10 protein-coding genes and 2 pseudogenes are annotated in these 13,576 nt (G+C 53.2%); 4 read left to right on the top strand and 8 right to left on the bottom strand.

The features are described from left to right. Positions 1-6: 6 nt before the first annotated feature. Together SJQ66_RS13155 and SJQ66_RS13150 are read right to left on the bottom strand one after the other, a co-directional pair. Entirely contained in the window at positions 7-882 is an 876-nt protein-coding gene (locus SJQ66_RS13155) for a TrbG/VirB9 family P-type conjugative transfer protein (protein WP_320534229.1), read from the bottom strand. After that, positions 879-1,583 (bottom strand): VirB8 family type IV secretion system protein, encoded by a 705-nt coding sequence (locus SJQ66_RS13150; protein ID WP_320534228.1) that lies wholly within the window; start codon positions 1,581-1,583, stop codon positions 879-881. The genes SJQ66_RS13155 and SJQ66_RS13150 overlap by 4 nt, the downstream gene beginning before the upstream one ends. Before the next feature lie 378 nt (positions 1,584-1,961). On the opposite strand from SJQ66_RS13150, the gene SJQ66_RS13145 reads away from it, so the two are divergent. Next, positions 1,962-2,612 (top strand): hypothetical protein, encoded by a 651-nt coding sequence (locus SJQ66_RS13145; RefSeq protein ID WP_253466173.1) that lies wholly within the window; start codon positions 1,962-1,964, stop codon positions 2,610-2,612. A 355-nt stretch (positions 2,613-2,967) separates the two neighbouring features. Here the strand turns inward: SJQ66_RS13145 and SJQ66_RS13140 are convergent, their stop codons facing one another. From SJQ66_RS13140 to SJQ66_RS13125, 4 genes are all read right to left on the bottom strand, one after another. After that, positions 2,968-3,825 (bottom strand): replication initiation protein, encoded by an 858-nt coding sequence (locus SJQ66_RS13140; protein ID WP_253466169.1) that lies wholly within the window; start codon positions 3,823-3,825, stop codon positions 2,968-2,970. Positions 3,826-5,064: 1,239 nt separating this feature from the next. Continuing rightward, positions 5,065-6,129 carry a ParB/RepB/Spo0J family partition protein gene (locus SJQ66_RS13135; protein ID WP_253466165.1) on the bottom strand — a complete coding sequence of 355 codons (1,065 nt, stop codon included), beginning with the start codon at positions 6,127-6,129 and terminating at the stop codon, positions 5,065-5,067. Position 6,130: 1 nt separating this feature from the next. After that, entirely contained in the window at positions 6,131-6,796 is a 666-nt protein-coding gene (gene parA, locus SJQ66_RS13130; RefSeq protein ID WP_253466161.1) for a ParA family partition ATPase, read from the bottom strand. A gap of 562 nt (positions 6,797-7,358) precedes the next feature. Then, entirely contained in the window at positions 7,359-9,149 is a 1,791-nt protein-coding gene (locus SJQ66_RS13125) for a site-specific integrase (protein ID WP_320534524.1), read from the bottom strand. A 238-nt stretch (positions 9,150-9,387) separates the two neighbouring features. Here SJQ66_RS13125 and SJQ66_RS13120 point away from each other — a divergent pair, with 238 nt between their 5' ends. After that, positions 9,388-9,942 (top strand): hypothetical protein, encoded by a 555-nt coding sequence (locus SJQ66_RS13120; protein ID WP_320534222.1) that lies wholly within the window; start codon positions 9,388-9,390, stop codon positions 9,940-9,942. A 568-nt stretch (positions 9,943-10,510) separates the two neighbouring features. Next, positions 10,511-10,783, top strand: a pseudogene (locus tag SJQ66_RS13115) (Tn3 family transposase); the annotation flags it as partial. Between the two features lie 39 nt (positions 10,784-10,822). On the opposite strand, the gene SJQ66_RS13110 reads toward SJQ66_RS13115, so the two are convergent. After that, positions 10,823-12,328: an IS4 family transposase gene (locus SJQ66_RS13110; protein ID WP_320534523.1), complete on the bottom strand. Its 1,506-nt coding sequence runs from the start codon at positions 12,326-12,328 to the stop codon at positions 10,823-10,825. On the opposite strand from SJQ66_RS13110, the gene SJQ66_RS29705 reads away from it, so the two are divergent. Beyond that, complete coding sequence (locus tag SJQ66_RS29705) at positions 12,233-12,598, top strand: group II intron maturase-specific domain-containing protein (RefSeq protein ID WP_407691494.1); 366 nt, start codon at positions 12,233-12,235, stop codon at positions 12,596-12,598. The two genes, SJQ66_RS13110 and SJQ66_RS29705, sit on opposite strands and share 96 nt — an antisense overlap. Before the next feature lie 58 nt (positions 12,599-12,656). Here the strand turns inward: SJQ66_RS29705 and SJQ66_RS13105 are convergent. Then, positions 12,657-13,448 (bottom strand): annotated as a pseudogene (locus tag SJQ66_RS13105) (tyrosine-type recombinase/integrase); the annotation flags it as partial. Positions 13,449-13,576 lie beyond the last annotated feature (128 nt).

Here is a 13,576-nt window from a genome sequence, read left to right as displayed (position 1 = left end):
ATTCGCTCAGAAGAGCCCAAGTACCCGGTGCTTGCCGCGGTACACATGGATTTCCTCTTTGCCGGAGCGCAGCACCATCTCGCTCGCCAAGCGTTGCACGATCAGATAGTCGCCGTGGGTGATGCTGTTCGGCGTTACCCAATCACCGTCTTCTTTCACGAGCGCGACGGCAAAGGGAGCGTTCGAGGGCATGCGCAGCCAAATAGCGTGTCCATCGTCAAAGACGGTCAGGGGCTTGAAGTTCGCGCTGCCTTCAACGGTGTAATCGAAGTTCAACTGATCCGGCGAGGCGTTGACCGCATTCGGGTTGCCCGACCCCACGCGCGTGGGCGAATCAGATCCCGCATTTCGCTCACGGACTTTATCCATAAGGGACTGCGGGTAGTTGAAACGGACGACTTGGTAGTAGAAGCCACCGATCGGAGAGGACACGACGGTAAAGTCGTACTCTCGCTTGTTCGTCGTGATGTGAACGGTATTAACCAGGCCCGGCTTAGAAGGCTTGATATAGATGTGATTCGCGCCGTCCGTATCGATGTCCCATCGAACCGAGTCGCCCATTGCCGGCGGACTGGCAAGCTGCTCCCCCGTCGCAAGTTCGATCGTGGTCAACTTCAGCGGAGCCGTAACTAGCTTGAAGATTTGATCCCGACTGTAGGTAAAGACAGCGATGCGTGCATCGTTGGGCAAAGTTGTCGCGTCCGCACCGCCATTAAATGGATTCGTTGCATTCATGGGATCCGTCAACGCTTGCACCAGTGCACTCGTACTGTCGACCGATGCCGCTGCGGGTTTGGATTCGCGCGCGTAAGCACCGTGCAACATAGAGGCGATCAAGAGCGCGACGCAGACTCGAACGCGGTAATAGGTCCGATGGCTCATTGCGTCTTTTGCAAAGTAAAGTAAGGATAAAAAACACCGAACGGATTGGCGGTGAGCGCGTCGACGGACGTTGGCGGGACGATCTGATACCGAATCGTCAACGCGTAGCTTTGCGTGACAGGTGTGGCCGTCGGATTGTCGGAGGTCGACGTGGTGAACTGCACGACGGCCGTCGAGTCGTCCAGCAATGAGACATCCGTGACTTTCGGCTCGCGCACCAGACGTGGATTGAGCGTGATCGACGTGAACGGTGCGTCGTTTTTGATCCAGGTGCCGAACTGATTACGCGCGTTGTCGGTCATTTGCTTGCGGACCGCATTGATGTTCTTGGCCATCCGCGAATCGTTAAGCGATCGCGAGAGAACCGGCTCGATCGTGAACCAGCTCACAACGGTGTCATGCAGTGCTTTACGGATTTCCTGGTCGCTTGGCTTGTAGGTCACAAGCTCGCGTACAACTGCGTTGCCATTGGTATCGGCGCTAACGCCGAAGACCTTGACGAGCGACGGCGCCGGGTTGCGCGTCAAGATCGCGCCGCCCGCTACGAAAACGAGGATGAAGCAAAACGTCTTCCAGTGGTTGGCCTCGACGCGTAGGCGCGTGCTGGTGTCAAAGATGGCCTGCAGAGGCTCATCTTCGGAATATTTTCCAGGCAGCGGCGAAAGCGCTTCCTTCTTCTTGTTGCGAAATAAGCGAGGCATGAACGCGTGACCCAATGGGGAACGGCGTTCATTTGATCAGGGAATGCAGTGCTTAGAGGGGGCAAAAGAGATGGTATTTCGAGCACGATTCGCTCGCACACGCGGACGATTCGCTGGCAAGATTGGCCGATATCGGTAGCTCCGACTTGACGGGACGCACTTTAATGAGATTCTCACAGGGCAAACTGCGAAAGCTCACTGTTTTTGGTGATCATTCGCAGTCTCATCCAATAGGAGTGAAACTAACGTAACACCCCAAAATATATTATTGCAATACGCTTTCAGTTGCGCATCCTTATGAAGTTCAACGTTTTGTTTATCGCGTTTTGATGAAGAATCTTCAAAATCACCTGACTTTTACTCAGACGAGGCAGAAAAATGACCGATAAAGCTGTTGTCTCCCAAGACTCGGTATGCTTGGACGCTAACCAGATTAAGTGGGGCACTTTTTTACGGGAGCAGTTCCGAGCAATTGATCGCTTACATCCCGGTCGAACGCAGACACTGGCTATTATTCACAAAAAAGCTGTGATGATGAAGAACAGCGGTGCTCTCAACGATCTCTCGTCTGACAAGATTGTGGCAAAAGCGCTAGACGAAAGCCAGTTCACCGCGCGTGCCTATCGGGAAATTTCCGGCTGGCCCGAGGGTTTGGTTTCATTTTTTAGTACTCCCACGCGCTTTAGCATAAGGCTAACCTACGACATCAAGAAGCTCATTAAAAAAAACGGCATGGACAAAGTTATCGAGATTAGTAACGTGCTTCTTCCATCCATAAGGCCAGAAATACCCTGCGACACAAGATTACATCTATTAGCGGAAAGTTTGGCGTTGAACGCGCCACTTCTCAAGAACAACAAGGTTATAAAAAGACACGAAGAATTCGTTATTTCTTTCAACCCGAAAATGAATACGATTTTCCTGCACCCTACGGACCCATTGAAGGCTGAGTTTTTTGCAGAGCGGACTTTCGAAATTTTATCCGACTTGATGGACCCGAGAAAACAGAAAGCCGCGTTCCCCAGGTAATAACCCGTAGGGTCCTGTTTTTAAATATCGGGGCTTCAAATACATTATGCCTGGATCGCATTCTTTAGCGGCAATGCGTGCTCTCAATCCATCATGGAAACCGAGCCTTTGTCGTTTAACCATTCAATTCCCGAAGGCTTAGGCAACGCGCCGGCGACGCGATTATCCGCATAAGATACATGCTTCCTCGCGCCCCCCCTGAAAGGCGAGGACTCCTCCTGTCAACGCTTAAAGTTAAAGTCGGGTGACTGCCCCTGGTAGCAAGCCTAAACTGGTTTTTGATCGGAATGCTCGTCAAACCCCGTCCTTCAGGGCGGGGCAGGATGTCAATAAAATGTTGAGAGCCAAGCCAGGGTTATTCTGGGTCTTGATCAAGGTCTAAGCGCTTTTGCGGGTTAGTGACAAATTGGAAGCTTAGAGAGCTGACGGCTCGACCATTTTTTAACGCCTTCCAATCGATAACCAAATCCGCCTTTTTGTTCAACTCCATCACAGCTCTATCAATAACTCGTCGCTTTATATCAGCAAAACGATAGGTGTCTGGAATTTCAAGTGAATGACGAAAATCATCGAGCGTGATCAACAGCCTGCCCCGATCCTTTTCTTTCATCAGTAACTCTAGCAGGCGCCAAGTATAGATTGATTGTATGCCCCGAGAGAACTCCAAAGGATAAGTGACAAAGCGTTCACGCAACATAAATATATGCGGTGTCAAATCCGGGGCGAATGAAATCTCCGCCCATCCCTCGCCCTCGTGGTACACCGCTTTCCAAACCCAATTCAAAACGACTTTTTTTCGCCCATCGAGGTACGTCAATGTTCTGCGTTGTAGGCTTGCGCATCCATCTTTAAGACCTTCGTATGCTGCGGTGGCTTGTCGATCACCTTCTCGCGGCGCCAGTGCAGCTAGAGCAGCGAATTCGTCGGCTCTTACCTTTACCGCAACGTAACCTTTGCCCCCATTTTGAGCCATAGGCGACTTTCGACTGTCAATGCAACGCATGGCTGCCATCATCACGCGCTTTTCATTCAAACTAAGCCCTTGTTGGGCCATGATAAGAGCACGGCTCATGGCCACCGTTCCTTTGACCTTTCCATCAATATCGGTAGCAGGACCATCATCGGGAGAAATGATGATCGGCTCCACGACCACTATCTCAGCCCCGCTATCGTCGGCGGTTTGCTCCGGAACTGGAGTGCCTAATTTATTCATCGAATTATGACAGGACGCAAATTGGTGTCACCATTATAAGGTGACACAGTAACAGCGCAAGTCACCTTTGTGGATAACGGTCGGGAAATGTCCACGCAAGGTCGGGAAATGTCACCTGGAGGTCGGAATTTGTCACACCCAGCCCGGAAAGTGTCACCTTTCGATTTCAGAATCTGTCAAAAAGATCAAACGAAACAATTAGATGCAGAGGGCTGGTGCGCGTTTACAAAAGGGTTTACAAAAGGTTCTACAAATTCTTTTACAAAAGAACGTTAATAAAAAATTTTCCAAACAAGCAACCCCCTTCAACCCGCTAAGCGTCCCATGAAATCTATACGCGTACAGCCGACCATGGTGAACGAGGCTAAGAAACCTTCGCAGTGGCCCGTTATCTTCAAAAGGTGACAAATTCCGACCATCTTTCTCGGATCGCGCATGCAAATGTGACAGATTCCGACCCGAAGATGGGTTCGAAGACTACCAATTACCTGAATGGTGACAAAAACCGACCCGCTTTTGCTTTGATCTCAACCGATGAAAGGTGACAGAAACCGACCTACGCTGTGAGATAGTGCTAATTGATGGCCAGCCCGGCTCAAGCACTCTGGTGGTCGGAATGTGTCACCTTTCATGGGTTCTCATACCGGTCTAATTCGGATACGTTTTCCAAGTGACCTTCCTGATCTAGTGTTTCTTCATCGTCTGGTCGGAAAATGTCACCGTTGTATTTTCAAGCCTACTAACGCGCCTGGAGGGGCAAATCTCGGAGATATGTTGCGCGTAAGGTCGGGGACCCACCTTGGCGTTCTTCCTCAACACAAGTCTCTGTAGCCTGATAATTACGACTTCAAGCTGCGCTCGAAATTTTATTTCTCCATTAAAATCAATGAGATAGACATTGCGCGGTAAATGAGCGATAGTATTTACGTGCTGGCCCCTTTCTAAACATGCCTGTAGAGCGGCGTTCGAGTCCAACGCGCCGCGGTTCGTGCGTAGTCTCCGACTCAAAGCAAATCCGTCTACCTTGCACCGCGTTTTCTGATTTTGGCGAACCGTGCCGACCGGCCGGGACTAAATCATGGATCATATTGCCCGTGCACTTGGTGGAAACCATTTCGCTGAATTATCGTGATCTCAAAGGTGACAAATTCCGACCAGCCGGTTGATTCTGGAGATCGGGCAAAATTCGCGTTGCTTTAAACGTCTTAGAAAGGTGACAAATTCCGACCGGACCAGCTACTACTCAGTCGATTCTGCGCTCCCTGAACCTTGCGGCCTTTCTAGGATCTCTTCAGGAGCGAGCGAGGACAACCACTCCTTAACGAGGCCATCAATTTTCTCCACTAGACGTTGTTGCGCCGCGGCTGTGACTCCACCTATCTTTATCTCAGCGCGGCCATCGGAAAACGCTTTTAGTTCGCCGAGTTCCAAGCCGTTAGGAGCGGCGAACTTCACCCTGGTGTCATAGTGATTGCGAGGGGATTTTGCTGCGAGTTTTTGTTTCGCTGCAACCTGTTCTAGTTTGCGAACCGAAGCACGTCCTTCGATCACCTCGTTAAGCCAGAAAAAAGCACGATCTTCGCCGAAATTATCAAAAATCAACTTGATGTTATACGCATGCGATAACTTCACAGTGTCGGCGTATGCCGCCATCTTGATAATTATTGATCTAGGGAGTTCATTTAACAGCAGCGTCTTATTTAGGACGGCCTTGTCGACGCCTACACTAGCGGCCAACTCTTTTTGATCGCGGTAAATCTGATGAGTCAGAACGCGACTCCAAGAGACGGCATTGTCAAATACTGTCTGGGTCTCTCGTTCGTCATTTGCTCGATACGCAATCTGGAACAGATCCCGGCTGGATAATCCCGGACGATAGGATCCCTGCATTGCTTCCCACCCTACCAGTCGCGCCGCACGTAATCTGCGTTCGCCGTCCACGATTACCTTTTTGCCCGGATATTCGACTAGGGTGGTGTAGATAACCGGTTGTAGCTGCCCGTCACTTTTCAGTGAAGTAGCGAGAGCTTGTGTACTGTGTTCGCTATAGAAGCTTCGAGGATTTTGGGGATTCGAGATGCAGTCCGAGAGTGCGATTGAGTGGACAGGGTGCGGGTCAACGGTCGAGACCGAACTTACCTTTCTGGTCTCATCTCTCTCTTCTTGACCACTATCCGATGGATGAAGCAGGTGATCTTGCACCGACTCGTGGCCGGCGAGGTTGGCAAGTCGCTGGCTGACCTCGCTCCGTTCAGCAGTCATCCCAGCGCGAACCCTGCTTTTAAGGTCGATTTTTTTTATCACCTTATTTTTCCTCCAACAATAACAAGAGTTCCGAGAACAGTGATCTAACCTCCTCCTGAGCTTCCTTTAAGGACCTGATTCCTTTGGCGTCGAATACTGTTCTGCCTAAAACGGCGGATAGTTGGTACGCTATTCGCTGTTTGATGGTCGATTTGAAAAGGCGGACATCGGACTCCGACAACAACTCTTTCATTTCTTTGTGAAGAGTTGTCTTAACGTTTGATCTGTTTAATAGAAGTGCATATTTGCCTTCCGGCTGTAGTGCTCTGGTCCGCTCCACAAGTTGCATCATCCCTTCACTGCTCCACAGATCCAGAGGGGAGGAATCTGTAGGGATTATGGTCGCGTCGGCGACCAAAAGAATTCGAGCGGTTGTGGGCGTTTCAATACTTGGTGGACAATCGACCAGGACTATTTCGGCGTCTTCGGCGAGTTTCACCGCCGCGTTGCCAATCTGTTTGCCGTGTCCCGCGATGCTGACAATGGAAAATGGTAAAGGTTGATCTTCGTTAGCAACCGCACTCCAGCGAAGACACGAATTTTGCGCGTCAGCGTCGGCCACCACTGTTTTATAGCCCTGTTCGTGAAAGGCCCCTGCCAAGTTCATAGTGGTCGTGGTCTTACCAACGCCGCCCTTTTGATTTGCAACAGCTATGACTAAACCCATGAGTTTTCCTTGCGATCACCGATGACGACGGCACAGCAAGCTAGCCGATCTCCACGTGGAGATCGGCTGCTGCCAATTACTACACGCTATCGAAATCTAACAAAAAAATCAATATTTTTTTAAATATATAGATTTTGCTATGTAATTTGAATAGAACAAGAACGACGATGTGCCTCTTCTCCGGATTTGGAACGTAACAATGTTCTGAAAAGATGGGGCGGCTCAAATGGTAGCTAGCGAGGCGCGGTCGTTCCGGTCATAGAAGGCCAACTGGTCGAGCTGATTGTGATGTGGCGGGTTACTGCACCGCTGGGAGAGGTGATAGATGGAATGGACGATCTCCACGTGGAGATTCTCCGCCGGTTGGTGTTCGCTACCCTACGGCGATTGGTTCAATCTCCACGTGGAGATTCCCGGGGTGGATGGGAGCTTCCGATTTTCGCGCTATATGCAACTAGCATCCAACGAATGTCTGACGTTTTTGTGAGCAGGAAAAAAGCCGCACGAGGATCTTGGACGGATCGCCGGGCGGTGACGCGACTTGTGCGAACCACGTAGGTGACTACTCTAAGTTAGGTGAACGACGATTTTGGTATTTCTTTGTTTCCGTCAAGACGCGCGTGATTTCGCTGTCGACGTATATCGTCGTGGTCTGAAGAGACTCGTGCCCCAGTATTTTCTGCATGACATCAAGCGGAATGCCTGCAGACACGCCTAATGTGCCGAACGTGTGACGCAGTGCGTGAGGTGTGAGGCGTCCAATCCGTTGACGTTGCGCGTCAGAAAGGAATAGCGGATCACTCAGCAGCTGTTCAAGTATCCAATTGACAAGTTGGTTGCCCACATTCGGATGGTAGCTTTTTGTGCCATCGGCATGCCGTGCTATCGCGCGGGGGGTGGGGGGCACGACGACTGGGGCGAGCAGTGGCCCACTCGCGTCTTGCGCGTCGAAGTCCAGGTTTCGATCCTGCCAATGGCGCCTAAGCGCCTCGACCGCTTCCTCGCTTACCGGAACTGTGCGCTCTTTCATCCGTTTGCCGATCACGGTGAGAGCCCATATTTCGTCTTCGGAATGAGGGATGGGTTCAAGGCGCAGATACTCCCTTTGGGCGGAAAATACCTCCTCGCGCCGTAGGCCGCAATCGCCCGCAAGAAGAAGAAAAGCCGCTGCAACGCGCCAGCGGACCGCTTCCGGCTGTAGAGAGCGGGCAAGCGCCTCGGAACGCACGATATGCCATAGCGTTTCGGGTAACGCTTTGTCGACCTTGATCTGACGCTCGCGTCGAACGATCGAGGGGTCACGTACCGCTTTCCAGGGGTTCCCATCGAGATACCGCACGTCCACCAACCACGAAAACGCCGCCTTGATGACCCGGACCGCGTAGCGCTGACTTTCAGGGCTGAGTGCAGGGGATGAGAAAGGGCGCCAGCGAGAGGACATCCGCGGCGCCTTCGGTCCGACGAAACGCTCAGAAGGATTCTGAAGAAAATCCTTATACGCCTCGCAATCCTCCACCAGGATTGAACTCAAGGGTTTTTGGCGAATGGTCACTGACCAAAGAAGAAAACGTTCCAGTTCCTTGGTATAGGCGCGCAGCGTCTTTGGTTGCTCCCGATATAGATGGAGATACGTTCGAATCGCTTCCAAGTCATTGGATGCGCCGATATAGGAAAAAAGCTTGGCGCGATTGATGCCGTCAGCACCGCTGAGCGGCGAGGCAAGTTTGATCCGCTCTAGCGGTATGAGGGTAGCGCTGCCGGGCTCGAGCGTGACCGTCTCGGGGAGGGCAAGAGGGTCGTTCGTCTCGGCCGCGATCGTTAATGCTTGCCCAATGGACGGACGATGCGTGTTGAGCCAGTTTTCGATGATCTGAGCGCGTCCGTAACCGATGCGCTGCACGGCTCGCCACCAACTACCCCCGCGGCGGTTGCAGAATGCGACCAATTCACCGAGCGTGCGAATGCCGGCACTTTTGATATTTCGTGCGACGAGTGGCCGGAACCACATGCCGACGCCGTGCTCCGCTTTGGGCGATGCGGCGGCGAGTTTGGCGGCTTCGAACACCATCTGAAGGCTAACGATGGTCAATCGCGGCTCGCCGTGCGTCCTGATTGAGGCTTTGAGGTGAGTGGCCAGGGGAGCGCTGCCATGCTCGATCGCAAGATCGACGAGCGTTTGGAGCATCTCCTTGAGGTATCGCTCCATGGCGCTGGGGGTGGCGGCATGAGGATCTTCGTCCTGATCGTAATAGGTGCGAGCGAGGACTTCAGGGCTGAGTTTCTGTACGAAACCGCGAAGCGCCGCATAGTCTTTTGCAGAATATTGCCGGGTGACGAGTAAGTTTTCGGTCATTGCAATTTGCAACTAACTGTCATGGGGAGGCGCTGGTTAAGAACGATGCCACGCGTCGGATCAAGCGGCCGACAACAGAGGGCTGAAATCCCGCGCAAACCCTTGCTGGACGGGACTTTCGGGCCGATGGATTTTCGATAGTGCCAAAAAAGGGAATCAAATGCAATGGTGATAATAATAGTTATCACCATTGAAACCAACCAGGAAAGTGCTAGAATTTGGACATATAGGATGACCAATGCACAGCTATCTGACCCCTGACAACATCGCGCTACTTTTCCCTGATCTCAATAGCGCAGCGCAGGGGATGACGATCAGCCACTTCATCGAGGTGGAGGACGGCATAGAGTTGGTCGGCATCGACTTCGCCGGTACCCACACGGTAATGTTCTTTTTTGAAGCGTACGCCTACGTCGGTAACGATGAGACAACGATCATCGACATGGCGCAGTCATGGGGACGGGGCGTCTTGCCGGCGCGCGGCGCGCGGATCGTAAAATTTTTTCGATTGGAAGCAGATCGAGAGACGAGCTTCAATCCTCAAAGTTGGCCATTGCCCGTGCCAGGACTGATCTGGCAATTTATGGATGCCTTGGAGATTGCGTTACGGGAGCACGCCGTTCTTTATGCGACTGTCCCACAGTATTTCTTCATCCCACAAACCGCGGCATTGGATCGCATGTATAATCGATTGGTAAGGCGATTCACCGACCCGTCGCGGGGCATGACCGTGAGGGTAGTCGCGCAACCAGAAAACGACGAAGGAGGCTTTTATGGCTTCGAACGCATCTAAGACGCTTCGTCCGGGCGTGGTGTCGCTGCAAAAGCAATCGTATGATTGGCTTGTATCCAAAGTGATGCGGGCGGAATCGGGTGCAAAAGTGTCGATCAACGAACGTAGTGTAGTGATCCGCAGGTCGGTGCGTGGGGCGATCTCGCCGCGAAGCTGCAAGAGCTGATAGGGGTTTCACCGTACAACAGAGCGGTTCTGTGAGGCTCTCTAGAATTCAGAAAAGAAAAAAAGCGCGCCAAGTGGTGCGCTTTTTTGTTAGGTTAAGAGCTTGGCAGACACGACAGCCACGCACGCGGTGTCGCAAATGGGGTCCGGGGAGCAACGGAATAGCCAATTCACTTAGGCGGTCATTTTGCCCGCCAGATAAGCGATAGCGCAATTTGTTGAGATCAGATTGGGGTTCCAAGCCGGAACCGCCGAAAATTCCGCCGTTCCACATTGTGAACATCAATCGGCTTGTTGCCTGAGGTGACGGAGGAGTCATTCAGTCAGTAAATGCCTGCCCGAACTGCCGCGCACGCTTGACATCATCGGTGTGCTGGTAGATCGAAGTGGTCGAGATCGACGCAAGAAGGAATTGACCGGCCGCACCGACATCGAAATCGAGAGCAGTAACCAGTGCGCCCGGCTGATCGCCAACGTGATCATCTTCTACAACTCGGCGATTCTGTCGCGGCTGCTGACGAAGTGCGAAGCCAGCGGCAACACCAAGGCGTTGGCACGGCTAACACAGATATCGCCGGCGGCTTGGCGACATATCCTGCTGAACGGGCACTACACCTTTCAAAGTGACAACAAAATCGACCTGGACGCGCTTATCGCCGGGCTCGAATTGGAGTGACGGAAATTTCGGCGGTTCCGGCTTGGCAATGGCATTCGGTTAAGGCTTCGGCGCGGCACCAAACGAATTCCATCGCGTGCGGGGCTTGAAGGAGCGTCGCGGGTAGCGCCGCCCCGGGCGATTGCGTTGCCTGATTCGGGCCACTGCCGCCATCGCCTTATCCAGCCAGTCCGCAACAGTACGCCCTGCCATCAGAACAAGATTTTCCAGGTGGCGTCCGACAACAGACAGGCAATGCTTGAAATTGATCTTCAACGTCTTGCCGGATTGAGGCCATGAGATCGTGCGGCAGGATTCCTCTGGCCGGCCATTGGAAGGTAGCCGGTTGCGGGTATCTATTTCAAACAGTCGGGCAAGGTTGATCAGCAGGAAATGCCCATAGATCTCATGCTTTACACCGCGCTCCGTTTGCGAATGAAAGTCCTCCATGCCGATGATCTCTTTCGAAATCTTGTACAGCTCTTCGATGCCCCAGCGCCCGTGATACAGATCCGGAAAACAGTCTGCAGGATAACCGGCCTGATCCATCAGGGTCGTGGCATACACGTGGGTTTCATCCTCGATACGGCACTTCACCAGCCTGACTGAAAGCGGCTGAGGACCCACGGTGTGTCCGCGTTTTTTGAGCCCATGTTTCACTGCGGGCGACGGGACGTACTCGATAATGGCGTCCCTGCGCTCACTCCCCCAGAACGCGGCCACTTGCGAATTGGTGGTCCCCTGCTGCAGGCGGAACACCGCGTATTGTCCGCTGGCCAGAACCTGATGCAGCATCAGGTAGCTGAAGTAGCCCCGGTCGAAAATGACCAGATCTCCCTCCTCCAGTTTTGCCAGATGGTCAGGCACACAGCGGCGTTCATCGTTGTGGGGTACCAGTACGAAATCGTAGATCAGTTGTTCCTGCAGGTTGTACAAGCCGCTCACCATGCCGCAAGGGTAATGCCGGGTCGTCTCCCGCGGAGTTTTATAGCCGTATTCCAGCAGGCCGCGGGGCGCATTGATTTTCGAGCCGTCTATGGCGAAAACGCGATGCCCTTTCCAGTTCGGGGTATCCCGGTGAGCATGCCACAGTGAAATCAGTTCGTTGTTGAGCGTTTTAAAAATGGCTTCTGGAAGCTTTTGCCGGGCCTCACACAGCGACGAAGCCGCAACAGCATCGGTACGGGGCAGAGTGATCCCTTTGTCCGAACAGGACTCCCAGAGTGCGCACAGACTGCTGCCATAGCCCTGCCGGTTTCTACTCAAAACCAGCTTCAGGATGAATACGACCAGCAGCCGGGTATCGATCACGCGCTTACGTTTTCGCCAGATTGGATCCATGGCTTGACAGGTTTGCTCAAACAGTTCGCCGGCTTTTGTCCAAAACACTGATATTTCTTCATGAGGCATCGGGAAGAGGAACCTTGCTCGATTTTTTGAGAAAACTAGCATAGCGCTTAACCGAATGCCATTGTCCGGCTTGGAACCCCAAATCCGGTTATACGGGGTTGGGCGAATTATCATCGGCATATTGTTGCGAAGCGGACGTTCTCGCATGTCGACCATCGGATCTTCTATATCTTGTGGCGTTGGGCGAAAGCTCGTCACCCCAAGAAAGGGCTACGGTGGATCAAGCAGAAATATTATGCGATGGTCGGCAATCGCGACTGGTGGTTCTCTGCTCGTAACCCCGTGCCTGATCAACGGCCTTCATTTTATCGGCTCTTCCATGCGAGCTCGGTGGCTATTGTGCGGCATATCCTGGTGCATTCGGACCAGAATCCGTACGATCCACTGTGGTACTCGTATGTGGCTAAAAGTGCCCAACGCCCATAAATGGAAAATCCATCCGTAACCCTTGTCAGATGAGGCTTTGGGGAGGGCGGGCGAGTCGTTACGCGGGCGAGCGTCGCGTGAAGACATGCTCGATCTGTTGCGTGCGCCGCACTTCGTCGTCGTCGAGATAGACCGAGGTCGTGGAAATCGATGCGTGCCGCAGGTTATCGCGCACGGTCGTGAGCGTTGCCCCACCGGCCAGTGCGTGTGTCGCGTGCGAGTGTCTCATCCAGTGCGGCGTGGCCTGTCGCAGTTTGTCTGCGAGAGGTGGATGGTCGGCTTCGATGGCATCGGCCGCGTCGCTAAAGAACCGGCGCAGCATCTGCCTCAGGCGCGGCGTGGTGATGCCGCACGGCTCGCCGAGGTGACCCAGTATCGGCGTATCAGGTGCCCATCGGGACGGCGTGACGGGCAAACCGCGTTGTGCCAGATACTGGTCCAGCGCGAAGCTTGCGAGTGACGGCAGGACCACCTTGCCGGGTTTCGCTCCCTTACCCGTGAGGTGAAGCCAGCGCTCACCGCGTGCGCCATGCTCGATGCCGCCGAGTGTCACACCAACCAGTTCGGCGGCCCGCAGGCCGGTCGCGTAACCGAAGTCGAGCAGAAATCGCAGGCGCTGTGCAGCCGGCACTGCCCAGCCATACGACCACTCGAGCCCGTCGGCGATCGTGCGTACCAGCTCCCATTCGCCAGTCGTAAAGGCCCGGGATCTGTCCAGTTTGCCCTTGCGGCGCGCACCACGCACCTTGAGACCCGCGAACGGATTGGCCAGCACATAACGTTGCTCGATCAGCCAGCGGAACATGGCGCCGAGCACCGACAGCGCATAGGCGATGGAATCCGACGACAGTTGTCAAACGAACTAAACATGGAACCTTGATCTGGACTGAAACCCGCGCCAGACAGGCAACTCTCCGGTCTGAGTTCCAATTTTGTGTCAATTTTGATTGACTTAAAGTTGGAACTTCGCATGAAATT

It is taken from the genome of Robbsia andropogonis, from assembly GCF_034047095.1.
Taxonomy (GTDB): Bacteria; Pseudomonadota; Gammaproteobacteria; order Burkholderiales; family Burkholderiaceae; genus Robbsia; species Robbsia andropogonis.
This window is presented reverse-complemented; position numbering and strand designations above follow the sequence as displayed.